Raw genomic sequence first — 26,372 nt, forward strand, 5'->3', positions numbered from 1 at the left:
TATAGTTTCATCTTTAGCAATAAAGTATCATCTCATATTGATTAAAGATTGATCGCCTGCTATTCTGAATAAATAAAGAATAGCGGGCGATTTGTTATGGTTACAGAACATCAGCAGAAACGCTGGATCAAAGAAGGACGTGGTCAAGGCTATCTAAAAGATTATAAGCCATGGATTACTGTACGAGATGTTAGCTCAAAAGGTCGTTCTCACCGAGTTTTTGGCCATACAACGAAACGCACCCATCATTTATTATCTGATTTAGAACTTGCAATTTTTCTACTTTTAGACTGGAATCCGTTAATTACTGATATCCGAGAGCAGTTTCCCTTGCCTCTCAACACTACGCTCGAAATTTCAGAAAGAGCTCAAATCTCTCACCCTAAAGTTAAAGATGCCCTACAAACTATCAGTTCAAGTTTTTATGTAAATAGTCAAAGTACTAACCAACCAAATTTTGTCATCCGAACTAAATACACAAATAGCTTACAGGATGAAAGAACCGTTGAAAAACTAGAACTTGAGCGTAGATATTGGAAAAGTACAGATACACCTTGGTATATCCTTACAGAAAAAGAAATTCCTTCAGTTATTTTGAATAACATCAAATGGCTTTATCCAGCCATGAGAGAATCTAGTGCTGAAATTCATGATCGTTTAAATGATTATATTCATATATTTACACAATATCCTGAACTCGAATTAATTACTTTAAGCAAAAAAATAGATCAAGCATATAATTTAACGATTGGTACGTCTTTAGCTGAGCTCCGAGAACTGCTTGCTCAACGTTATTTTATTTTCGATATAACCAAAGACTATAAAAAGATTAAAGCCTCTGAGATCAAGTTAGGAAATTTTGAAATATGGGAGGAGATTCGCCATGTTTCGAATCAATAGTGTATATAAATTTCAAGGTAAAGATTACCGCATTCTTAAAATTATTCCTTCTCATATTATCTGGATTGATTTAAATCATCCTAATGCTAATCCCTCTATAATAAAAAAAGAAGAACTGATTACAGCCATAGAAGTAGGCGAAGCAGAAATAACCGATGATCCTTTTGCCGATATCTCCTTGATTAATGTGACAGAAGGCTCTGTACAGCAAAAAAAACGTGATATGGGAATGAACATTATAGATTTACTCATATCTAATGAGCATTTCTATGATCCATCTATTCGTTTTAGCCTTGTTAAAATAATTATTGAGCAGCATAAAACAACTCATCAAACCATTTATAGATTAGCACGTCGATACTGGCAACGAGGTCAAACACCAAATGCACTTATTCCCAGTTATAACAATTCTGGTGCTAAAGGTGTTAAACGTATTGCAAAAAATAAAAAACTAGGTAGGCCAAGAAAATATAGTGAAGGTATTGGTGCATTAGTTGATCAGAATATCGAGCGACTTTTCAGAATTAATATTAATAAATATATGTTAACAAAGGATAAAAATTCTTTGAGTTATGCCTATCGTAAATTTTCTACGATGTATCATTCATTATTTCCAGATACTCCTGATAGCGAAATTCCGACCATCTGGCAATTTAAATATTTTTATGAGCGTGAGTTTCCAAAAGTGGCTCAACTTACTGCTCGAACCAATCCGATTATCTATGCAAAAGACATCCGAGAGCTCCATTCTACTGTCAACACCCAAGTCCTAGGGCCTGGTTCTCGCTATGAAATTGATGCAACCATTGCTGATATTTATCTTGTATCAGATTCAGATCGTGCTTGTATTGTTGGAAGACCCACTATTTATTTAGTTGCTGACGTATTTAGTAGAATGGTGGTTGGTTTCTATATTGGATTTGAAAATGCCTCCTATGTAACTGCAATGCAAGCTCTACAAGTCGCTATGACAGATAAAGTTGAGTTATGCAAACAATATGGTTATGAAATTACACATGATGACTGGCCATGTATTGGATTACCCGATGCTATTTTGGCAGATCGGGGAGAATTATTAGGACATCAGATTGAAGCTTTAGAATATAACTTTTCTATCCGTATTGAAAATACTGCACCTTATCGTGGAGATTTAAAACCAATTGTTGAACGTTATTTCAGAACTATTCAGACAAAATTTAAGCCTTTTGCTTCTGGCGTAGTACAACAGGTTAAAGAAAAAAAACGTGGGGGCTCTGACTACCGATTAGATTCAACACTTACTATAACTGAATTTAAGCAGATCATTATTGGTTCAATACTTGCACATAATACATCCCATCAATTAACAACTTATGATCGTGATATAGATATGCCTAGTGATTTGCCTTTAGTTCCTATTCATTTATGGAATTGGGGAATACAACATCGTGTGGGTCAGTTAAAACAAGTTTCTGAAAAAGCATTACATGTTGCTTTATTACCTAAAGTTAAAGCGACCTTGTCCGACCTCGGCCTAAAAATGTTTGGAGTATTTTATAATTGCCCTGAAATATATAAACAAGGCTGGATGCATCGTAAAAAATCTATTTCTCGTCCAGAATCATTACAAGTGGCTTATGATCCAAGTAATGCAGAAATAATTTATGTGTTTTATCAGAAGCATAGTTTAGATTATTGGGAAGCTACACTTTCTCCAAGATCTAGAGAGTTCATAGGCTGTAGTTTTTGGGAAGTTTGGCAGGTTCAACACGAACAAAAGAAAACGAAAGCGGCTCAAAACCTAAAAACCGATAGGTCTCAAGCAAGCCTTGAAGAACATATTGAATCAATTATTGCTCGGGCAGATGCAAAAAAACCTTCTTCAACACTTAGTAAAAAAGAACGGTTGACTGATCTTCGTAAAAATAAACAAGCTGAAAAAGACAGTGAAAGATTGAAACAGAGAAACAACAGCCAAAAATCGTCAAAATCTGCATTTACGGTTCTAGACCACTCTGAGCAGTCTTCAGAAAATCAAAGTAATATTATTCCTATACCTAAGTCTAGGCAATTTATAAATTTAGAAAATGATGAAGATTACAAACTACGTTTTGGCATTTATCAAGAGTTGCTAGATGACCTTGAAGATTGTGACGATGATAACTGATATTCAATAAATTCAAATAAGCGGGATACAATTATGACTAATAAAAATGACCATGCAGTGTATACAGTAAGCCCAGTTTCTGACTATCAGGGAAACCCTTTTATTGAGGCACTACCCGAAATTTTTGAGGCAAAAGATACAATCCAAGCCATTAGGGGTACTATCGAATTTAAATTATCTGATCGACAACTACCCAACAATACTCGTGCTCATATTATATCCCAGTTATTAAATAATTTTTTTCACCCTATTAAACGACATTTAACATTAGAACAAAAAATTTCTATTATGTTGAGAAAAGGCTATGTAGGACGAAATATTACTACAGGTGATTTAAATCGGCATTTACAAAATAGTTTTGAACATATTAAAAGCAATGATTTTAATGCTTCTCGCCATACAGATTTAATATCAACAGCACAAAGTCTAGTGTTTATCGGTTTCTCTGGTAGTGGCAAAACAACCACGTTAAATCGCATTCTTAGAAATTACCCACAAAAAATTTATCATCCTGAACATAATTTCACTCAGCTGGTCTATCTAAAAATAGACTGCCCATATAATGGCTCACTTAAATCCCTATATTTAAGTTTCTTTAGTGCTGTTGACCGTGCTTTAGGAACTAATTATGAGCAACAATATACTCAAAAAAGACATAATGAACAAAAGCTCTTGCAACTTATGGGACACATTGCTCATCTTCATGCAATCGGTCTTTTGGTGATTGATGAAATTCAACACCTCATGGCAAACAGATCTAAAAATTCTGATGAAATGTTGAATTTCTTTGTGACTTTAGTGAATGTTTATAGCTTGCCAATCATTATGGTAGGAACACCTAAAGCAAGTAACATATTTGAACGTGATCTGCGCTCATCACGTCGAGCTGTAGGTTTTGGTTCAATTCACTGGGAACCTATAAAAAATGAGCCTGTAATAAAAACCCCAGATGGGAAAGTTCGAAAATCTGAGTGGATGACATTTACAGATGCTCTTTGGAAATATCAGTGGTTAAGAAAAGCTGATCTCGCACTCTCAGAGGAGTTACGACAATGCTGGTTTGATCTAACCCAAGGTATTTTAGACGTAACAGTTAAGCTTTTTGTCCTTGCACAAATACGAGCAATTGAATCTGGTTTAGAACGAATCACTGTAAAATTGCTCCAAAATACATATCAAGAAGACTTTAAACCAATTCATCATATTATAGATGCCTTACGTTCAGGTGATGCTCGACGAATTGCACAATATCCTGATTTGATCACACCTGAAATTGACAGACAATTGTTAAAACTTTTTTCCAAAATCGAAGAAAGTACAATTGAGCAAGAAGATGAGCTTGATGAATATCAAGGACATGATGAATCTATGCGTTTACATGCTCTGTTACTTGAGCTTGGTTATGACTCCAAGATTTTGATACCGATGGTTAAAAAAGTATTTATTAAACATCCTGACAAGCATTTGACCGAACTACTATCAATTATTTTGGACTGGTTAAAACAGAATGAAGATTCAACAAAGAGCCCTCCACTCTCCAAACCTAAAATATCCAAACCTAAACTACTTAAATATGATCAATGGCATACATTGGATTCAGTTGACTTACGTTTTCAATTTTCACAAAAAAAGAGTGGTCAAAGCTTTTATGATCATCTAAAAACTGAAACAGATTTGATCTTTGATATACCTGATTGGATCAAACAAGTGAGTTAGTTATGCTAAATTTCCCTATGCCTTATGAACATGAGCTAATTTATAGTACGGTGGCTCGTGCTGGAATCCGCTTGGCATTTGAAAGTCCCAAGCAATTACTTGATGCTGTATTTGAAAATAGACAGGTTATTGCGACGGTTGATTTACCCTGCCATCTTAATGCGATCGTTAATCAGTATTCTGAACAACAATTGACTCTACAAAATATAATATACAAACATACATTATTTCCTATATATGCACCTTTTGTGCCTGAAGCAAGAAGAAAACAATGTATCAAATGGATGGGTAATATTTCACAAGGTTCGGTACATCTTTCTTTGGGAATTAATGCTTCACGAGTCCCTATTATTCATAGACTACGTTACTGTCCACAATGTCTGAAAGAGCAAGCGTTTCAAAAAGGAGAATTTTACTGGTTGAGTTTATGGCAAATTCAGGGAGCTTGCTGTCCGCAACACGGTAATCTTGTAGAATCAAGACTAGATTTAAGATCATTACATCGACATGACTTTATAGCACCTTCAGATGTTTTTTGTACTGAGTGGAATCAGGTACCAGCAACAAGTGATGAACTTTTTATTAGTTCTAAAATAATAGAATTGTTATCTACACCGCCTTTTGTATCACCGAGTTATGAACAGTGGACGATGTTTTATAATGAACTAGCCAGACGGAATAACTGTATCCGTGGGGAAAACCAAATTGCTTTCGATCAAATTTCAGAAAAAATATCATTAAGGTGGCCAGAAAAATTTCTTCAGCAATACCATTTAGATGACTTAGCTTCTGAAACCAGTTGGCTACGTCATATTTTTAGAAAGCATCGCAAAAGCTTTAGTTATCTGGAGCATATTATTACAATCGAAGCTTTTTTAAATACTGACTGGTCTTTTACAGATATCTTCACTCAAGTTAAGTCCTTCCAGAAAGCAACTACTCAACAGAATAATCAAATAAAATTCCAGGATACTAATTTTGAAATAACTAGAGCTGAGAATCGTGAAAAATGGGTAGGTTTAGTACAAGAACATGGGGTTAAACCGGCTCGTCACCTGCAGGCAGCTCTTTATGCATGGTTATATCGAAACGATAAAGACTGGCTATTGCAGACAAACCAAAATTTCCATCAGAAATTTATTCCTCAAGGGACTAAAATTGATTGGCAAAAACGCGATCTTTTTTATGTAAAGCAACTTGTCCAACTTAATAATACTTTAATCTGGGATTTAGATAGCCCGAGACGCTCTATGAAATGGTGGTTTAAACAGACGTCTAATTCAAATACATTAGAGAAAAATTTACATAAATTACCTCTGATTCAACTTTTTCTAGAACGGTATAGTGAAAATATTAGCTGTTATCAAATCAGACGCCTAACAAAAGTGTTTATCGATATTAAAATCAATAAACAATCAATTCCTCAGTGGCGCATTCTACGAAAAGCTGGATTAAGTGAAGAACGAATGACATCTGAAACGAAAAGATTTCTAGAATATATCACTCTTGAATTCTCTCAAATTATTCAAAATTAATTTGATTAAATCGTTACCTTACTGAAATTAAACTTTGAAATTTCAATAAAATAAACTTTAATATATAGTCATTTTTGTAAATCAACCAATGATTAAAATGGTAAAATCCTGATGATAAAAATTAAAAATTTTCCTAAAAATTCGAGAATTACTTTTTTAGGTTCTATTTTTAAAGACATAAAGAATAGCGAATGGAATATCACTATTGGATTAGAAAATGATAAATATTCAACAAAAGATCAGAAATATATATTAAACCACGCTCGTTTTTCTAATATGCCATTACTGGCACGCAACCGACGTTTCAATCAGACTGAAACCTTTACTCCTTTTAATGAGTCTACGATCACTATTAAAATAGATGATTTACAAAAATGGGATGTTGTAACTAATCAATCAAATCAGTATCATTTCAGCCATATTGTTAGCGATATTCATGCAAAACTAACTGATATTGAAATCGTTTTACCTCAGATAGAGCTTGCTAGAGTATTATTCTTCCATAATGCCTATCTATCTCGTGGTGCATTGGATCAAGGCCGTCTTACTCGGGAATTTGATATTATAAAGGAAGATCATCAAACTCTGATCAATATTCCTGTACTCTGTAACTTCCCAATGTCCCAATTTAATAATATAGGGATGCGCCGCTTGCTCGCATGGATATTACTCGATACAGAAGCACGAACATCTTTTGAAAGCATCTCCAAGAATTTTTTAAGTGAGAAATTGCAGACAAAATTCCGGGAATTTTGGAACTTCAATTTTGTGCCACCGTCCTTAAAGGATACTGAAATCACATTAAAAGTATATTTTAGTGCGAAGCAAAATAAATATTACGTAAATGAAATTCTAGCAATATCAAACTTACCTAGTGAAATTAATCATACGGTCATTTTTTGTAGTCCAAAATTTACTGTAAAAAATACTCAAGTAAGTTCTGGAGGTTCTTCAAGAGGCAGTAAAACTCCAAGAAATGAAGACCCTATAATTGATAATGAGAAAGAAGCTAATAGTGATAAGCCAACGGTAATTATTGATTCACAAAAAATAATAATGTCACTCGCATCACCTTTTGAAACCCAAAAAGCAATAATTAAACGTTCTGGTAAAAAAGGTAAAATTAATAACGATGATATAAATATATTACCTGAACCTCATGTAGGTACAGGTGAATCTAGTATTTTTGGTGAAATTGGCCGAGGAGAGTTTGAAAATTGTCAAGATGAAAGTGATGATCTTGAACTATTCATGAAACGATTTGAAGCATTTCAAGCTATGATTGAAGAATTCAGATCACAGCATCATATTCCATCAAAAGTTAAATTTACCATTTCTAAGCTTCCTGCTGTGAATCGATCCAAACTACACCTGACCGATGATGGTATCCTTCGATGTATCGCCGAAGTACAACTAGAATTTCAAAATAAGCAATTTATCATTCTAGAAATTGATACTAGCGACAACCGAAAATCACTGTCTACATTAATTATTAAGGTTAATAATACGGAAATCTGGGATCAACATTTTCCAAAATTTAAAGAAGATATTATTAAACGCTCTTTACGTTGGCCTACCGCAGAATCCTTAAATAACATTGGTATTCCCAAAGGTGTTAACCATCCAAAAAATAAATTTGAGATCACTATATCCGATAAAGAATTTAAAGATTGGAAAAACCGATTTATAGAAGTTTTAAAATCTACTTAATTGATATTTCTATAGTATAAGAAATTGAAAAATATCTTTTGTTAATTGGATATTCCTTCGTTTCATGGGACTTAATCTTGCACCTATCTGTACATCAATAACATAAGTACTTTGATCTCTAGATTATATTTCCTTATATTTAGGATGATACTTTATTACTGATTTTTTTATGGAGTTGAGGATACAGCATGATTTACGATGATACTTTATTTTCAAAATGATAAATCATACACTATATAAATCAATTAGTTAACACAAATTTAGGGTGCAACTTTATTACTAGCTTACAATATGAGGATATTGACTACTCTCATATAACAGGTTAACTATATATTTCTTAAATTCTGAATAAATATTTTAATCTTTAATATCCATATAGAATTTGATTTAAATGAATTCTTAACTGTCCTATTTAAAGGGACTTCAATAAATTTATTTACATAGTATCCAATAAAAATACAGATCACATATAAAAATAAAGCAAAATTAAGATTCTGAAAAAAGTAATAGCTTATATATAACTTTGTTCCTATAACCAGTATGAATGGGTGACTCAGATAAATAGAATAAGACGTGTTCCCTAATCTATCTAAAATATTTACAAATTTATGATAATGGTTTTTAAAAAAGCTTTCCAAACCAATCACACCAACCACACATAAAAAGGCTGGCACTCCTCTGTCCAAAGCACGACCAAATCCAGTTTCAAACACATTAAATATATTCTGAAAGAAAATAAATGCAGTTCCTAATAGAATCAGAATAATATTCAGCACAAAGTTTAAATTGCATTCTATATAAATGAGATATGCACAAATACCCAAGGCATACTCCAAAAGAATTACATTAAAAAAGAATACTTTATCTAAATTTAATACCAATATCCCTACAGCAGGTAAAAAAGTCAATACTGCTATTAATGCAATATAATTTATCTTATTTCTAAAAAAATAGAGAGATAAAGCAAAAATGATATAGAAATAAACATCATAACTTAGGGTCCAGCCATTTTGAACAAGGAACTTATGCTCCCCTGGAATTAATAAATAAGAAGCTACAATATTGGTATATCCACCACTCATATTAACGAGTTCAGGGTTATATAAAAAAATACAAAGAGCCACAGTGGTAAAGAACCAATACAGAGGCAATATTCTTTGCATACGCCCTTTTAAAAATTTTATAGGGGTTATATTCTTTTTAGCTGTCGTTAAACAGATAATAAACCCGGACATTACGAAGAAAATATCAACACCTGGCCCTCTAAATCGATACCATTCTAAGGACAGGATATTATACTGATGAACTTTATTTTCTATATGACTGAGCAAGACAAAACTTGCAGCAATAAATCTCAATATATTAATTGAATATAATTTATTATTAGACATATTTTTCGTCCTTATAATTTTTCTAATACAATACTTTATTTTTCAAATGAAATATTATTTTAATATTATGTAACCAGCTGAATGGTAAAAATCTTTATTTGGGTTAGAATATATTTTTCAATTGTACTCTTAAATAATAAATTATGAAAAAACTTTCTTGTTTCAAAGCTTATGATATTCGCGGCAAGTTAGGTATCGAATTAAATGAAGATATCGCCTACCGCATTGGTCGTGCCTATGGACAGATTTATCAACCAAAAACCGTTGTAGTTGGCTGTGATGTACGCCTTAGCAGTGAAGACTTAAAACAGGCGACCATTCGTGGTTTAAATGATGCAGGTGTCGATGTCCTCGATTTGGGTATGACCGGCACTGAAGAAGTTTACTTTGGTACATTTCATCTGGAGGTTCAGGGTGGCATTGAAATTACTGCCAGTCATAATCCGATGGATTATAACGGAATGAAACTGGTCCGTGAAAATGCTCGTCCAATTAGCGCAGATACCGGCCTTAAAGACATTCAGGCACTGGCTGAAAATAATGAATTCGCTGAAGTTACAAGCAAGGGTACGACAAAAAAATATAATATCCTGCCTGAATTTGTTGATCACCTGATGAGTTATATTGATCCAGCAAAAATCCGACCAATGAAGCTGGTGGTGAATGCAGGTAATGGTGCAGCGGGTCACGTGATTGATGCAATTGAGATTAAATTTAAAGAACTCAATATTCCAGTCGAATTTATTAAGATTCATCATGAGGCGGATGGTAATTTCCCGAATGGTATTCCTAACCCGATTCTGATTGAAAATCGTGCCAGTACACGTGATGCGGTGATTCAACATTCAGCTGACATGGGTATTGCTTGGGACGGCGATTTTGACCGTTGCTTCCTGTTTGATGAAAAAGGGCAGTTTATTGAAGGCTATTATATTGTCGGTCTACTGGCACAGGCCTTCTTGCTAAAACAGGCTGGCGAAAAAATCGTGCATGATCCACGTCTGGTCTGGAATACTTTTGATGTTGTCGAACAATATCAAGGAACAGCAATTCAATCTAAATCAGGACATGCTTTTATCAAGGATGTCATGCGTGAGCACAACGCAGCCTATGGTGGTGAAATGAGTGCTCATCACTATTTCCGTGATTTTGCTTATTGTGATAGTGGCATGATTCCATGGTTGCTTGCTATCGCAGTTTTATCTGAAACTGGAAAATCACTATCTTCCCTAGTTGAAGAGATGATCGCCAAATTCCCATGTTCGGGTGAAATCAACTTTAAAGTCGCAGATACTCAGGCGACGATCCAAAAAATCTTTGATCATTATGCCGACCAGCAACCAGAAATCGATCAGACAGATGGTGTCAGCCTGAACTTTGGGGCGTGGCGCTTTAACGTTCGTGCTTCCAATACTGAACCTTTGCTACGCTTAAATATTGAAAGCCGTCGTGACCAGAACCCTCGTCCAATGCAGGCTTATGTAGATGAACTCACTCAGTTAATTCAGGGATAATTTTAACTATTAGAAAAATCTTAAAAAGTCCCTTCAGATTAGACGAACTGTCCATTTTGAAGAGGCTTTTTATTATGAATATTGAAAATATTGTTTGAGCAGATCTATGTCGATATTTGCCTTCACTTTTCTGGCAAATAACATGCCTGATTGTTTCATCTTATCAAAATCAGACTCATCTAAAATTTTGGGATAATCTGGTCCTGACATCCAGTCGATATATCTTAATCCCCCTTCAGACACTTGTTCCTCATCTTCTGGATGGTAAATTCTTTCCTGAAAATATGAATTCTGAATAATGGTGTGAAAATATACTTCATCGGCACACAGTGATTTTCTAAAGGCCAAATCATAGTCTTTATTAGTTTTTATAAAATCCAAAATATATTGAACCGCCTGATAGCTTAATATAAACCATAAAGATCCTTTATATAGTTTTGGCAACCCTTCTATATTTTGAGTATAGAAACCAAGTCTATGTAAAAGAATAATTAGTTTGCATTTAATTTTCTCTGAAATTGATTTTTCTTTAATAAAAAAGAAATCTGGATATAAATATTTAATCCGGCTTCTCGGATCTGCTGGAAGTTCATAACCGATATATTCCTGATCACTGCTTAAAAGATATTTTTCTATACTTTCAATAGGCATTAAAGGAATATCATCACCAGACAATAAAGAAAAATACCTGTAATCAAATTGGTTAGCATAATTTAAAAGTTTTAGAGTGGCCTCAATTTGAGTATAGCCACCCCAATGTACATCCACTCTTTCTTTCAAAAATTCTATTTGTGAGCTGCTTGGTAACGATTTTTTTATATGATCAAGATCTGATTTTTTATCTACATGAATTAAAATTTTACTATTAGGACTTTTAATCAGCTCATTTACAAGATAAACAAGTGGATTAGTTAATTGATGACACATAATCCCATAAATAAAATTCATATTTTATTATCCATATCCATGGGGATTCTGCTTTTGCCATTTCCAGCTATCAGCTAGCATATCCTCCAAACCATACTGTGGTGCCCATCCTAATTCTTCTATTGCACGTTTATTATCTGCAAATGAAGTTGCCACATCACCTTCACGACGCGATACAAATTCAAATGCAATATTTATTCCATTTACTTGTTCAAAAGTATTTTTAACTTGAAGAACTGAACTTCCATTCCCTGTGCCAATATTCCAAGCTCTACATCCTTGAGATGTTAGTCGATTGTTTAATGCACATAAATGTGCATTAGCTAAATCAACCACATGAATATAATCACGTACTCCAGTCCCATCTACTGTGTTATAGTCATTACCAAAAATAGATAGTTTTTCACGACGACCTACAGCGACTTGAGTCACATAAGGCATTAGATTATTTGGAATCCCTCGTGGATCTTCTCCGATCTGGCCACTTTTATGTGCACCTACCGGATTAAAATAGCGCAATAAGGCAATTGACCAACGTGTGTCTGCAATTGCTAGTTTTTCTAGAATCTGTTCTACAATTAATTTAGTATACCCATAATTATTACTTGGCATACCTGTTGGCATTTCTTCATTTAACGGAGAAATATTGGCTTCGTCATAGACAGTTGCAGACGAGCTAAATACCAGTTTAAAAACCTGAGCTCGCTCCATCGCTTGCACCAGGCTAATTGAACCAGCAATATTATTATCAAAATAAGCTAATGGAATTTGTTGACTTTCACCAACTGCTTTTAAACCAGCAAAATGAATCACCGCATCAATGGTATTTTCCTGGAATATTCGATCTAGGATCTGACTATCCCGAATATCACCTTCGACAAATTTCAGGCTTTTTTGAGCCAACTGCTGGACACGATTTAAAGACTCAACCGAGCTATTGGATAAATTATCCAATACTACGACGTCATGCCCAGTATTTAATAGTTCCAAGCAGGTATGTGAACCAATATAACCTGCTCCACCCGTTACTAAAATTTTAGCCATATCTTTCCTAATTCAATTTTAATCAAGCTTTTAGGATTTTAATCAAACCCTGGGTTGAACCATCTAAACCGCTAATATCAGTTTGCTCACCATTCAGTATAGGCAATAACTGATTGGCAATTTCCTTACCTTTTTCTACGCCCCATTGGTCAAATGGATTAATATTCCACAGTACCGACTGCACAAAAACTTTATGCTCATATAACGCAATCAGCATTCCCAGACTATAAGGATTTAATTCCTGTAATAAAATAGTGCTGCTTGGCTGGTTACCCTCATATTGTTTATAAGCTGGTAAACCCTGCAATTCAGTTTGATCCAAGGCATCATTACCAAATGCCAGTAAACGTGATTGTGCCAAACAGTTAGATAAAGCCAGATGATGCTGTTCAATCAAAGCATCAGCATTATCAACATAAGTATATTGTTGACTGTTATAACGTTTAACAGGAGCAATAAAATCACAGCTGACTGCTTGGGTGCCTTGATGTAACAGCTGATAAAAGGCATGTTGGGCGTTTGGTCCAACTTCGCCCCAAATAATCGGACAAGTGTCGAGCTGTACTTTTTCACCATTGCGCTGGATGGATTTACCATTGGACTCCATTTCCAGTTGCTGCAAATAAGACGCGAAATATTTCAGACGTCCATCATAAGGCAAGATCGCATGGGTCTGAATATCCAGAAAATTTGTATTCCAGGCACCCAGTAAGCCCATTAATACTGGAATATTCTGTTCCAGAGGCTTGTACTGGAAATGCTGATCTACGGCATAAGCACCAGCAAGCAGTTGTTTAAAACCGTCCACTCCAATACTGAGTGCAATCGGCAAACCAATACACGACCAGAGAGAATAACGCCCACCGACCCACTCCCATAACAACAGCTGATTTTCGGGTGCAATTCCCCAGGCTGTCATTTTTTCAGGTTTAGTGGATACCCCAATAAAATGATGCTTCACAATAGAAGGATGCTGGCCTAAAGATTTTTCCAGCCATAAACGCACTGTTTGAGCATTGGATAAGGTATCAATCGTTCCAAATGACTTGGAAGAAATAATGAAAAGCGTGGTTTCCGGACGTAACTGATGCAGCAATTCAGATAGCTGGCTACCATCCATCGTCGATACAAAATGCACATTCAAGGGTTTGGCAGATTGATATTTGAAATCCGAGAGCGCATGACTAACCATTAACGGCCCTAAGTCAGATCCCCCTACCCCGATATTCACTACATCCTGAATGACTTCACCGGTAGCGCCACGGCGTTGTCCGGCATGAATCTGCTCGACCAAAGCATACATACGGTCTAGCTGAGCATGAACTTCAGCTGCCAGATCTTCATGCTGTTGATCCTCTTTCGGCAAACGTAAGGCCCAGTGCATGGCAGCACGTTGTTCAGTATAGTTAATCGTCTGAGTTGAAAATAAGGACCCGATCCAGGATCTTAGATTTTGTGTCTCTGCCCATTCAATCAGATGCTGCACAGCATCATGATTGACTCTATGTTTGCTATAGTCAAAAACTACCTGTTCAAATTGCACCGAGTATTGGTTAAACCGTTCAGGATCTGCTGCAAAGAGTTGGCGTAAATGGATCGATTTCAATTTTTCTTTTACAGAATTCAGCTTTTTATAAGCATTATTGCTATTCTGGTCTGATTTAAGCTGGTCTAACATCAACGTCCCACCCCAATATAGTTAAAACCGCGTGACTTGATATAAGCAGGGTCATAGAGATTACGTCCATCCAGAATCAAAGGATGCTGCATCAACTTGCTGAGATAAGCATAATCCGGGCTACCATACTGTTTCCAGGCCGTGATTAAACACAATGCATCTGCATCTTCTACTGCCTGATACTGGTCTTCACATAAAATTAAATCGCTACGTTGACCATAAATCTGTTCAATATTGGTCAAAGCCTGTGGATCATGCAATTTCACTGTCGCACCTTGTGCCCACAATGCTGCCAACATGGCATGTACCGGAGATTGCTGGATACTTGGCGTATTTTCTTTAAATGCAGCTCCCCAGATGGCGACTGTTTTCCCTTGTAGGTCTCCACGGAAGTAATTCCACAACTTCCGGAATAACAATTCTTTCTGTTGCTCGTTGATATCCCACACCTGTTCCAGTAACTGGTTTTTCACCCCTGAATCTGCTACGGCGTGGGTCAGTGTCCGGATATCATGAGAAAAGTTTTCTCCACCAAAGCCCACACCTGGAAATAAATAAGCCGAACCAATACGATTATCTGCCGCCATACCCTGACGGACTTGCTCAATATCAATTCCCAGTTTTTCAGCAACGCTCGCCAGATCATTCATATAACTGATCCGGGTAGCCAACATGCCGGAAATACTCAACTTGGTAAATTCTGCATCCAGAATAGGCATAAACAGATATTGCTGGGCACGAGGGAACAAGGGACGTAACAACTCTCTAACTTTGAGCTGTACATCTGGCTGATCGCAACCCACAATCAGTTGAGTCGCTTGAACGAAACTGCGTATAGCATTTCCTTCCTGAATAATATCTGGAAGATAGACCCAGTCATCATTCGGTAAAAGTTGCTGGAATCGCGCTGTACCATGCAAACCAAAGGTGGATGCATTAATCATCAGTTTAGGGTGCGCAAAGCAGGCATGATGAATGGTATTTAACATCTGAAATGCCAGTTGCTCTTCCGTCGCATTAAAACTGAAGAAAAAGACATCCTGATTAAAATTCAGATGCTGAAAATCACAACAGTTTAAAAAACCGGATTCTTCCTGTTTTTGTAATAATAGTTGTAAGGATTCATCCTGAAAGTAAGTTCGAGCAGGCTCACCTGTATTGAAGCTATTACACCATACGACCTGATGACCACATTCAGCTAACAGGGCCGAAATGACCCCCGAGAATAAGGTTTTTCCTAATACTGCGACTTTCATAGTATCCCTTTTTTATTATAAGGCGAGTTCCTGAATCAATGCTTTAAATTCAGCACCGAGTTTGGGATGATCTACACCATAATGCAATACAGCCTTAAGATAGCCGAGCTTACTACCACAATCAAAGGTTTGACCTTTCATCCGATAAGCTTCGACAACTTCTGTTTGCTGCAATAGTGCAATCGCATCAGTCAACTGGATTTCATTGCCTGCCCCTTTCGGTGTCTGCTCCAGTAAATGCATAATCTTTGCAGGAAGGATATAACGACCTACCACAGATAAATTCGACGGGGCAGTACCAATCGCCGGCTTTTCCACAATACCTTGCATCACCGTGCTTTCACCCTCCGCAGGCGAAGCTGAAACATCCACAATCCCATATTGATCAACCAGATGATCAGGAACTGCCTCAACCATGATTTGTGATGCATGAAATTGTTCATAACGTTGAATCATACGAGACAGGTCATTTTGAGTATCTTGATCCTTAACCAGAACATCCGGCAACAGGACAGCAAAGTCATCATCACCAATGACAGCTTTAGCACAAAGTACCGCATGACCCAGGCCTAAAGGTTGTGGCTGACGTACGCTAATCACACTAACATGAGGGGGTAAAATTTCAGTAACTTCTTTAAGCAAATCGGTTTTATTTTTTTGCTCAAGTGTAGTTTCAAGTTCAAAGTTACGATCAAAGTAATTTTCAATCGATGCTTTGGAAGAATGCGTCACCAAAATAATTTGCTCAATTCCAGCTGCAATCGCCTCTTTTACCACATATTCAATTGCCGGACGGTCAACTACCGTCACCATTTCTTTGGGAATGGATTTGCTGGCTGGTAAAAAACGTGTGCCAAGCCCTGCAACAGGGAGAATTGCTTTTTTAATCATGTTATTCAACCTAATTATTTCCAACTTTAATTTACTTTAATTTCCTGACCACGCTGATAACCATCGACATAATGTTCAAGCTGCATTAATGCCCAGTCCACATCACTCTGAGTCGCTGTCAGCACATGCATACGATTAAATACTTCCAGAATTTCAGCTAAAGGATAATGCTTTTCTACTGATCTTAAAATTCGCTTATGTGAAGTAATCTCTGTATTTTCCTGGTCAATTAACAGCTCTTCATATAGTTTTTCACCTGGACGCAGTCCTGTGTATTGGATTTCAATGTCACCATCGGGATTTTGACTGTCTTTCACCTTTAAGCCACTCAGTGAAATCATTTGACGAGCCAGATCTTGGATTCGCACTGGCTCCCCCATATCGAGCAGGAATACATCGCCACCTGTGCCTAAAGCACCTGCCTGAATCACTAACTGCGAAGCTTCAGGAATTGTCATAAAGAAACGTGTCACTTCAGGATCAGTGACAGTGATAGGTCCACCCTTGGCAATCTGCTGCTTAAATAAGGGGACAACCGAACCCGATGAACCCAAGACATTCCCGAAACGTACAATACTAATTTGGGTTTGATTCTGTGCTTCCGCCATGGCCTGACAATAAAGCTCTGCCATACGTTTGGTAGCCCCCATCACATTGGTTGGTCGTACCGCCTTGTCAGTCGAAATCAATACAAAGGTCTCGACCCCTTTTTTGACTGCAGCATTGACACTAAAGGCCGTCCCTACCGCATTATTTTTTAAGCCGGCCAATGGATTACATTCTACTAAAGGAACATGCTTATAAGCAGCAGCATGATAGACGGTTTGAACACCGTATTGCTCAATGACCCGTTCCAGTTTACTTTCATCCACTACCGAACCTAGAATTGGAATAATTTCACAGCTGGCACTAAGACGTAATTCTTTATCGATACTATATAAAGCAAACTCTGTCAGCTCATAGATAATAAGTTTTACCGGTTGATTTTTAATAATTTGACGACATAGCTCTGAGCCAATGGAGCCTCCTGCCCCTGTAACCATCACGACTTTATCTTTGATATTTTTTTCTAGTAGTTCTGCTACTGGAGGAACTGGATCACGTCCTAAAAGGTCAATAATATCGACTTCCTGAATATCAGAAACTCGAATTTCACCATTGACCAGTTTAGTCAGCCCTGGAATTTCAGTAATTTTTAAATGGGCAGGTTCTAAAAATTTTACAATCTCGCTTTTGCGGATACGTCCCACTGAAGGAAGAGCAATCAGAATTTCATCAATACGTAGTTTGGTAAAAGATTTTAATGCAGTTTCTGGCGCATAAACTTGAATTCCCCCAATATTCTGACCGCTCAATGAAGGATTATCATCAATAAACATGACTGGTAAATGTTCATTAGAACGATTTAAAGTTGCTGCAACCTGCTGTCCCGCATAACCTGCACCGTAAATGGCAATCCGTTTTTTCGATACTCCTGCATATAAGTAAGAACGAACAATAAAGCGGATCAATCCCCGACTAAACCAGACCCAGGCAAACATCATGAAGCCAAACATCAAAGGAATAGAAGTAGGAATGAACGCATGTGTGGCATACGCAAGCAAATACAAACCAATGACTGCCAGAACAGTGGCTAGCCCTAATTTAACAATAAAAAATTCATTAAAAGTACGAACAATAAACCGATAAACACCACAAACAAATAAAGCCAATACGGCAATGGCACTAACCCAAACTGTACCAAAAGGAATATTGGGAACGACTTCTGCACCCAGATCGAATTGACGAATGGCATAGCAAAGCCAGATCAGGACGGGAAATATGCAGAAGTCCAAAATCACTAAAAATGTCTGTTTAGCCGCACGTGGAGATTCAACTAAAGGTAGAATGATAGATTTCACTTGCTGTGTCTTCTCAATAATTATTTATAAATTTTTACCCCATATTAAATATTAGAGAGAATTGAGGTAAAAACTTGGATAAATGTTTAAAGTGTACCTATAAAGATACACTTTACATGATTGAATCCTAGAGAATTATATGCGACTAATCACCTGCTGAATAACATCTTTAGTTGTTTGAATATTATTTTCTGTTAACGTTGGATGCACGAGGAACATTAGACTGGTTTCACCCAGTTTTTGAGCATTCTTTAAACGCTCTTTTGGACGCCATGGCGTGCCATCAAAAGCATGCTCCAGGTAGACTTCTGAACAAGACCCACTAAAGCATGGTACACCTTCGGCATTAATTTCATTCATGATTCGGTCACGTGACCAGCCTTCTGGTAAAGCATCAGTATTAACTTGTACATAGCATTTATAAGCAGCATGTACATAATCATCGGATGGACGATGAACTGTAAAATATGGGCTATCTGCAAATGCAGCATAAATTTTTTCCATATTTGCATTACGCTGTGCTGTCCATTCGGACATCTTTTTCAATTGAATCCGTCCAATCACAGCCTGCATTTCCATCATGCGCCAGTTCGTACCAAAAGAGTCATGTAACCAGCGGAATCCCGGTGGATGCTGTTTGTTATATATACTGTCAAAGTTTTTACCATGATCTTTATAAGACCACATTTTTTTCCATAAGTTTTCATCATTGGTAGTGACCATGCCGCCTTCACCGCCAGTGGTCATGATCTTATCCTGACAGAATGACCAGGCACCAATATGACCGATTGAACCTGCAGATTTTCCTTTATACACGGCACCATGGGCTTGGGCACAGTCCTCAATCACATACAGGCCTTTATCGGAAGCCAGCTGCATGATCGGGTCCATGTCGCACATCCAGCCGGCCAGATGGACACAAATGATAGCCTTGGTATTCGGCGTAATGACTGCTTCAATGGTACGGCGCGAGATATTCTGTGAATCCAGTTCAACATCGGCAAAAATTGGATTTGCTCCCGCGGTCACAATGGAACTGGCTGAAGCCAGAAAGGTACGTGAGGTGACAATGACATCATCCCCTGCCCCGATACCCAGTGCTTTTAAAGCCACATCGAGCGCCACGGTACCATTCGCCAAGGCTACTGCATATTGTGTACCAGCAAATTGAGCAAATTCTTTTTCAAACTCACGGCATTCCTGTCCGGTCCAGTAGTTGACCTTATTCGACAATAAAACCTGGGAAACTGCATCCGCTTCTTCCTGAGTAAAACTTGGCCATGGTTCAAATACAGTATTTAACATGATGTGTCCTGAATTTTTAAAATTGAAAAGCTTATTTTTTCTCTAGAATTCGTGCCGGATTACCGATCACCGTGACGCCCGGTGGTACGCTTTTGGTGACGACTGCGCCCATACCGACTACGGCACCCTTGCCAATCACCAAAGGTTTGTCAGGTGTACCCTGTTTGATCACGGCACCTGTACCAATATAGGCATGGTCTTCGATATGGATATTGCCATTGCATTTCACCCCAGGAGCAAAGGTGACATAATCACCAATGATACAGTCATGAGCGATATAGCTATAAATATTGGCATGAAAGAATTTTCCAATTTTGATATTGGATGTCAGACAAGTGAAAGGACAAAGTAAGCTCCCTTCACCAATATGGACCTCATCTAGAATAACTGTATTGCCTGCATGAACATCTAGATGCTGTATCTGGTCCCCATTTAAACGCTGAACCAGTTTTTCACGAACTTGACTATTTGCGATAGCAATGGTTACAGCCTTATGGGTATGTGGTCTGGCGAGAAAATCCTGATAACTTAGAACAGCATAGCTATTTAAATTATTGCCAGCTTGGCCATCATCGATGAAAACGAAGTTTTCTTTGGCTAAGGTAGGAAATTGCTGGCGAACCAATGGCATAACTTCTTTACCAAAACCACTTGCACCATACACAGCAATAAATAAAGCTTTCATTATATTTCGTCCTTGCGTTGTGAGCCAGTAAAGCGTGTCATGGTCGCCTCACCCTCGGCACTGATATCATCTTTTGCTAAAACTTTATGTACCGTTTTAAACATGATTTTAAAGTCGAGCCAAATCGACTGATTTTCGACATACCAGGTATCGAGTTTAAATTTTTCTTCCCAGCTAATGGCATTGCGGCCATTGACCTGCGCGTGACCGGTCATACCCGGTCTTACATCATGGCGTTTGGCTTGTTCTTGGTTATATAACGGTAAGTATTCCATGAGTAGTGGGCGTGGTCCGACGATGCTCATATCGCCCTTAATGACATTCCAAAGTTCTGGCATTTCATCCAGACTACTAGAACGCAGCATTTTACCAAAAGGGGTTAATCGCTCACTGTCCGGCAGCGGATTGCCTTGTGCATCTACTGCATCTTTCATGGTGCGGAATTTGATCATTTCAAACGGTTTACCATGTAAACCGGGGCGCACCTGACGGAATAAAACGGGCGAACCTAAATTCTTTTTCACTTTATGTGCCACATAAAAATACAGTGGTGACAGTAAAATGAGGGCAATGGAAGCAATAATAATATCGAGGAGGCGTTTTAACATTACATTATCCTTGCGTTACCCACTCAGCAAATTTTTGCGAAAGTTCCTGACGGTTAAACTGAGAACGGGCTAAATTCTGTGCATTTTCGCCCATGACCACAAGCTCATCACGATGATCTGCCGCATATTCCAACGCATCGGCAAAAGCTTGAGGATTTTCAGGTGGCACAGCAAAACCACAATGTTTTTGTTGAATTAATTCCGCTAACCAGCCAGGATAGTTATTCAACACAGGTAAACCAGCTGCAATATAATCAAAGAACTTGTTTGGAGAAGTACCATAATAAAATGCAGGCACATTGGCTAAAATTTGCAATCCCACGTCGGCACTTGCCATGAGGCCTGCTAGCTTGGTTTTATTTACTGGATCATGAAAAATAATATTGTTCAGTTTTAAGTCTGTAGCGCGCTGCTGTAGGGCTTGCTTTTGCATTCCATCCCCCACCAATACTAGCTTAATATCCTCTCTTTTACGCTGCTGTAGCTCAACAGCCACATCAATGACTGCATTTAAACCATTGGCTAAACCATGTGTCCCCGTAAAAATTGCCATTAAATCAGTACTTTTTACCTGTTCAGGACGCCAAGCCTGTTGTTCTTGGGCAAAAATATCTAAATCACAGCCATTTGGAATAGATGCCACTTTTTTTGGATCAATACCACGTTTGACAATACCTTCTACGATACCTGGCGATAGTCCAACCAAACGGTCTGCTGAATGGTAAGACACCCACTCCAATATAGACATCATCCACAATACAATTGGATTTTTAATCACCCCCATCGCTTTAGGTAGTTCTGGCCATAAATCACGGACTTCAAATACAAAAGGTTTACGACGTAGCCATTTTGCAAAAACACCTGGAATACCTGCTGTAAGTGGTGTAGTGGTTGCAAATAGCACATCATATTGTTCTGTAAATGCTACTTTAATTGATTTAAAAGCAAAGCTTAAAAAAATTAAAATCCGTTTTAAAAACGAAAGACTATTTGAATATGGTAATTCAAACTCAATAATTTCAATTCCATCGACTACCCCCCGACGCATTCCATTTTCAAATGCTTGGGTTAACCCTGTCTGCCCTGCACCAAATGAGCCACATACCATTGTGACCTGATGACCATTGCGAATAAGTGCTTGAGCCATGGCATAAGAGCGAATACCCGCAGAACCTTTGGGCGTAGAAAAATGCTGGTGGAAGTATAGAATTTTCATGTTAAGTCTTGAATAACCGTAGTAATACTTGTTGCTTGAGTTGCTTTAATTTCCAGTACAGGTAAAGACTGTTTTTGATAATAGTATCTTGACTCTTCACCCTGCACCAATTGCAGTGTTAACTTTGATTCTGAATGAACCACAATACTGATGTGACCGTTGCTCAGGACATTGCCTTGCAATTGCCACCGGTCTGGTTGTAAACGCCACCTTAAAACAGCCTGTGTTTTAAAACCAGAAATTGTATCTGTCACTTGAATACTCTGATCTTTGAGTGCAACTTCCCGCTTGTGTTTACATCCCCAATAATCCTGATAAGCACAGTTAAACTGATCTGGTTGATAATTTAGTTGACTCGGCTTTAACCATGCAGCAAACAGAAAACGACTTAAGCGAGGCATTTGCTGATGCCCATCAAATTGTACCGTGTTATGACTGGCAACACCGCTAAAGTACTCTAAATCTTCTGGTGTAGAATTGTAACTATACGTACCGCCATCCCGTAAAATATTTTGCCCTTTCCACCAAACATCTAAATGTAAGGCATCGCACTGGCTCGGTCTAAACTTAAAAACAGGCAGTTTGAATGCAATAAAGAAATTGCGCTTTTGCGCAGTAATCAAACCACTTTTAGAAAAAAATTGATCTTTTTGAGGGACGCTTGAAAGATTTACTACTTTTTTATCTAGTTTAAAAAAAGCCAAACTTTCATCATAAGTTCCTTGATCTGCATAATAACTCTGCGCTGCAAATAAAGTACTGGCTAATTGTACGCTGGGCCTAAAATCCCGATAATCTGTTGCAGAAACAGCCAACAAGCGCGCGCCATCATTTGCACCAATATTGGGTACATCGCCACTTGTTTCTTGTGTAAGCACATACAGCCAGTTGGTTGCTTTTAGCAATTGATGATAAAGAACATCAGAAAATGCTTTTAAATTGAGTTGCTGCCGTACAATCTCTGCCAAACTATATGAATCTAGCATGACACGATGATAAGTCACTGAATATTGGCTAAATCCACCATCTGCCATAATCAGTTTTTGAGCTCGATTTTCCAACCACTTCTGCCCAAGTTCTCGCCATGCTTTATATTCTGGTTTAGGTGTCACATGATTGAGTAATGCCCCACCTATAAAAAGTGCTGTCGCTTCAGAAGTACCATGGTTATTGTCTTGGGCAATTGCATAATCAATGGTAGGTGCAATCCGTTTTAAATGTAATGCTATAAGTTGCTGTATATTTTGACTCGGTTGTGTCAGTTGATTTAAACCAATTAAGCCTGCAATTAAATGCATGACCCGAATAGAGGCTTCTTGCCCACATTTCCAGTTGGGCCCTAAATAGGCAGCATTTTTCTGGCACCAGTCGTTTAACCACGCATCTAACACATGCAGTGCTTCATCATTATGTTGTTGAGCTTGCAGAACAAAGTTGAGTACCCAATCAAAACGCGAAGCTTCCCAAATACCTTTAATATCACCTACATTTGCATCAAAATCTGGAATTTTATACCAAGCCAAATGACTGTTTTGAAACTCATACTGGGTTAACGGACTATAAAACCAGTTGGGAATACCCTGTGTTAAAGGATATTCCAAATAACCAAAAGCCTGTAAGGTTTTAGGAAAGTTTTTTACCTTAGTACACTCGGGCGTAGTATTAAAAAATTGCCCCTCAGGCATTTTTGCAGCAAGTTTTTGTACAGGATTTAACCCTGTTTTGACACCTAAACGGTATTTAAAAACTCGAAATAAGTTAAACAGCCCTAATGCTAAGGCTGTTTTCCCCTTTATAAATACACTCATGTCTGAGCCCGTAAAATTTCAGCGGCTTGAATGGTCATACGTGCAACTTCAAAGATCTCATCTGCTGGAATAGGTGACTCTTTGCCTTGACGAATACTCTCAACAAAAGCAGCCGCACAAGCATCTTGCCCTTTGTCCTGACGCCACAAATTCATTTTGTTAAAGCCAGACCAGCCAAAACCTTTAAGTTTACGGAAGTTATCCAGTTGTAATACACGGCCTGCAGCAAAGACTTCTACTCGCTCTTTAGGAAAACTTGATGCTCCATTCGCCAAATAGAAAATTGTTCCAAATGAACCATCTTCAAAACCTAAAGTAATGCTTGCTTTATCTTCAAGGACTTGTACAGCATCAGTTTCACCCATACGTCTAGCTTGAACAGACACAATTTTTGAACCTGCTAAAAAGCGCATTAAATCTATGAAGTGACATGCTTCACCAATAATACGCCCACCGCCTACTGCATTATCCTGTGTCCAGTGATCTGCAGGAATCGCACCTGCATTCATAGTCATAATAAAGCTTTTAGGTTCTTTAACCGTGTCTAGCAAGGCTTTCATTTTTTGCACTTGAGGTGCAAAACGACGGTTAAAGCCCACCATGACACGAGCATATTGTTTATTTTCTATATTGTGATTATAAGCCTGTTCAACTTTCTCTATTTCTTCTACCGTCAATGCCAATGGCTTTTCTACAAAAACATTTTTACCCGCTAACAGTGCTTTTTCTACAAAGTAGGCATGACTATTATGTCGTGTTGCAATTGCTACAGTGTTTACATCTTTATTATTTAATAAAGCATCTATATCTGTCGATGCTTCTGCAAATCCTGCCTTTTCACCATGAATCACCCCATTAATACCACCAGAAGTTACAATGGTATGCAGTTGTGAAGCCGCTTTTTTAAATGCAGGAATTAAAATACGTGAAGCATAATTGCCTGCACCAATAAAACCAACGACAGCATTTTGTGCATCAATCTGAATTGGTTTTAAAATGACTTTCTTTTCTGTTCGTGTTTCTACGGCCGAATTGTATTTAAGTAAAATACCCAAACCTGATTTATCTTCTGTTAAAACATCATAAGCTTTTGGCGCATCTTCAAATTCAAAACGATGGGTAATTAAGGCATCTACATTTAATGTGCCTGCCGCCATCATATCCAACACTGCAACAAAGTTACGCTGTTCTGTCCAGCGAACAAATCCTACCGGGTAATCCTGTCCTTTTTCTTCATAAGCAGCATCGTAACGACCTGGTCCATAAGAACATGACACCTGAAAGCTAAGTTCTTTTTCATAGAAGTCTGCACGATTTAACTCTAAACCTGTTACACCAACTAAAATAATACGTCCGCGTTTGCGGCTCATACGCGCGGCTTGTGTAACAGGATCACTCACTTTAGTTGATGCAGTAATAATGACACCATCTACCCCTGCACCACGGCTAAATGCTAAACCTGCAGCAACAGGGTCTTCACCTTTGGCAGGGTTACAGACTTCTGCACCAAACTGCTTAGCCAATTCGAGTTTGCTTTGGTCAAAGTCAATAGCCAATACACGGCAGCCATTTGCTCTTAGCATTTGAATGGTGAGTAAGCCAATTAAGCCAGCACCTGTAACCACAAAGCTTTCACCTATGGTTGGTTGTGCCAGACGAATGCCTTGCAAACCAATACTGGCAACAACTGTAAAAGAAGCTGCTTCATCGGCTACATTGTCGGGTATTTTTGCACATAGGTTTTTCGGTACTTTGACCATGTCTGCATGTGGACCATTTGAAACAACACGATCACCAACTTTAAAGTCTTCTACACCTACCCCAACTTTATGAACTATACCTACATTACAATAACCAAGTGGTAAAGGTTGTGCCAGTTTGGACTTTACTGCGTCATAGGTAGTAAGCAGCCCATCTGTTTGGACTTTCTCAAGAACCATTTTTACTTTTTCTGGTTGCTGGCGCGCCTTGTCTAACATAGAGGCTTTACCAAAACCGACTAACATGCGCTCTGTACCTGCTGAAATAAGCGAAGTAGTGGTGGAAATAAGTAAATGCCCTTTAGAGCACTGTGGTACTGGTGCTTCGGTTACAGTTGTACCGCCTTTTGCCATATCTTGAAGGATTTGTTTCATAATCAA

Annotated in this window: 19 protein-coding genes; 6 read left to right on the forward strand and 13 right to left on the reverse strand. The window is 37.8% G+C overall.

Annotated elements, in window-relative coordinates:
* Positions 1 to 96: 96 nt before the first annotated feature.
* The 5 genes from ACEWB7_RS10050 (at position 97) to ACEWB7_RS10070 (ending at position 8,007) form a co-directional block, all read left to right on the forward strand.
* Entirely contained in the window at positions 97 to 900 is an 804-nt protein-coding gene (locus tag ACEWB7_RS10050) for a TnsA endonuclease C-terminal domain-containing protein (RefSeq protein ID WP_180017868.1), read from the forward strand.
* Entirely contained in the window at positions 884 to 3,046 is a 2,163-nt protein-coding gene (locus tag ACEWB7_RS10055; protein WP_180017870.1) for a DDE-type integrase/transposase/recombinase, read from the forward strand. The genes ACEWB7_RS10050 and ACEWB7_RS10055 overlap by 17 nt, the downstream gene beginning before the upstream one ends.
* Positions 3,047 to 3,079: 33 nt before the next feature.
* The gene (locus tag ACEWB7_RS10060; protein WP_180017872.1) at positions 3,080 to 4,762 is read left to right on the forward strand and encodes an AAA family ATPase; all 1,683 of its coding nucleotides are present in this window, start codon (positions 3,080 to 3,082) and stop codon (positions 4,760 to 4,762) included.
* A 2-nt stretch (positions 4,763 to 4,764) separates the two neighbouring features.
* A complete protein-coding gene (locus tag ACEWB7_RS10065) occupies positions 4,765 to 6,297 on the forward strand; it encodes a TnsD family Tn7-like transposition protein (protein ID WP_180057799.1) in 1,533 nt (510 codons plus the stop codon).
* A gap of 111 nt (positions 6,298 to 6,408) precedes the next feature.
* On the forward strand, positions 6,409 to 8,007 hold the full coding sequence (locus ACEWB7_RS10070; RefSeq protein ID WP_180017877.1) for a Tn7-like element transposition protein TnsE: 1,599 nt from the start codon (positions 6,409 to 6,411) through the stop codon (positions 8,005 to 8,007).
* Between the two features lie 326 nt (positions 8,008 to 8,333).
* Here ACEWB7_RS10070 and ACEWB7_RS10075 read toward each other — a convergent pair whose 3' ends face one another.
* A complete protein-coding gene (locus ACEWB7_RS10075; RefSeq protein WP_180168083.1) occupies positions 8,334 to 9,398 on the reverse strand; it encodes an acyltransferase family protein in 1,065 nt (354 codons plus the stop codon).
* A 143-nt stretch (positions 9,399 to 9,541) separates the two neighbouring features.
* Here ACEWB7_RS10075 and ACEWB7_RS10080 point away from each other — a divergent pair, with 143 nt between their 5' ends.
* Entirely contained in the window at positions 9,542 to 10,912 is a 1,371-nt protein-coding gene (locus ACEWB7_RS10080; protein ID WP_411580697.1) for a phosphomannomutase CpsG, read from the forward strand.
* 72 nt (positions 10,913 to 10,984) lie between these two features.
* On the opposite strand, the gene ACEWB7_RS10085 is transcribed toward ACEWB7_RS10080, so the two are convergent.
* The 12 genes from ACEWB7_RS10085 to ACEWB7_RS10140 all read right to left on the reverse strand — a co-directional run bounded on the left by ACEWB7_RS10085 (position 10,985) and on the right by ACEWB7_RS10140 (position 26,366).
* Positions 10,985 to 11,860 (reverse strand): beta-1,6-N-acetylglucosaminyltransferase, encoded by an 876-nt coding sequence (locus ACEWB7_RS10085; protein ID WP_411580699.1) that lies wholly within the window; start codon positions 11,858 to 11,860, stop codon positions 10,985 to 10,987.
* Between the two features lie 6 nt (positions 11,861 to 11,866).
* Entirely contained in the window at positions 11,867 to 12,883 is a 1,017-nt protein-coding gene (gene galE / locus ACEWB7_RS10090; protein ID WP_411580700.1) for a UDP-glucose 4-epimerase GalE, read from the reverse strand.
* A 22-nt stretch (positions 12,884 to 12,905) separates the two neighbouring features.
* The gene (gene pgi, locus ACEWB7_RS10095) at positions 12,906 to 14,561 is read right to left on the reverse strand and encodes a glucose-6-phosphate isomerase (protein ID WP_411580701.1); all 1,656 of its coding nucleotides are present in this window, start codon (positions 14,559 to 14,561) and stop codon (positions 12,906 to 12,908) included.
* The gene (locus ACEWB7_RS10100; RefSeq protein ID WP_180179685.1) at positions 14,561 to 15,817 is read right to left on the reverse strand and encodes a nucleotide sugar dehydrogenase; all 1,257 of its coding nucleotides are present in this window, start codon (positions 15,815 to 15,817) and stop codon (positions 14,561 to 14,563) included. The genes pgi and ACEWB7_RS10100 overlap by 1 nt, the downstream gene beginning before the upstream one ends.
* 15 nt (positions 15,818 to 15,832) lie before the next feature.
* Positions 15,833 to 16,708 (reverse strand): UTP--glucose-1-phosphate uridylyltransferase GalU, encoded by an 876-nt coding sequence (gene galU / locus ACEWB7_RS10105; protein WP_411580702.1) that lies wholly within the window; start codon positions 16,706 to 16,708, stop codon positions 15,833 to 15,835.
* 26 nt (positions 16,709 to 16,734) lie between these two features.
* On the reverse strand, positions 16,735 to 18,609 hold the full coding sequence (locus ACEWB7_RS10110; protein ID WP_180025391.1) for a polysaccharide biosynthesis protein: 1,875 nt from the start codon (positions 18,607 to 18,609) through the stop codon (positions 16,735 to 16,737).
* Between the two features lie 135 nt (positions 18,610 to 18,744).
* Complete coding sequence (locus ACEWB7_RS10115; protein WP_411580703.1) at positions 18,745 to 19,914, reverse strand: DegT/DnrJ/EryC1/StrS family aminotransferase; 1,170 nt, start codon at positions 19,912 to 19,914, stop codon at positions 18,745 to 18,747.
* 31 nt (positions 19,915 to 19,945) lie between these two features.
* On the reverse strand, positions 19,946 to 20,599 hold the full coding sequence (locus ACEWB7_RS10120; RefSeq protein ID WP_411580705.1) for an acetyltransferase: 654 nt from the start codon (positions 20,597 to 20,599) through the stop codon (positions 19,946 to 19,948).
* Positions 20,599 to 21,207 carry a sugar transferase gene (locus ACEWB7_RS10125; RefSeq protein ID WP_411580706.1) on the reverse strand — a complete coding sequence of 203 codons (609 nt, stop codon included), beginning with the start codon at positions 21,205 to 21,207 and terminating at the stop codon, positions 20,599 to 20,601. The genes ACEWB7_RS10120 and ACEWB7_RS10125 overlap by 1 nt, the downstream gene beginning before the upstream one ends.
* Positions 21,208 to 21,211: 4 nt before the next feature.
* Positions 21,212 to 22,423 carry a glycosyltransferase family 4 protein gene (locus ACEWB7_RS10130; RefSeq protein ID WP_324528515.1) on the reverse strand — a complete coding sequence of 404 codons (1,212 nt, stop codon included), beginning with the start codon at positions 22,421 to 22,423 and terminating at the stop codon, positions 21,212 to 21,214.
* Positions 22,420 to 24,231, reverse strand: coding sequence for a heparinase II/III family protein (locus ACEWB7_RS10135; RefSeq protein ID WP_411580708.1), 1,812 nt, complete (start codon positions 24,229 to 24,231; stop codon positions 22,420 to 22,422). The genes ACEWB7_RS10130 and ACEWB7_RS10135 overlap by 4 nt, the downstream gene beginning before the upstream one ends.
* A complete protein-coding gene (locus tag ACEWB7_RS10140) occupies positions 24,228 to 26,366 on the reverse strand; it encodes a bi-domain-containing oxidoreductase (RefSeq protein WP_411580710.1) in 2,139 nt (712 codons plus the stop codon). The genes ACEWB7_RS10135 and ACEWB7_RS10140 overlap by 4 nt, the downstream gene beginning before the upstream one ends.
* Positions 26,367 to 26,372 lie beyond the last annotated feature (6 nt).

The organism is Acinetobacter sp. NIOH-H-8 (assembly GCF_046635365.1).
GTDB lineage: Bacteria > Pseudomonadota > Gammaproteobacteria > Pseudomonadales > Moraxellaceae > Acinetobacter.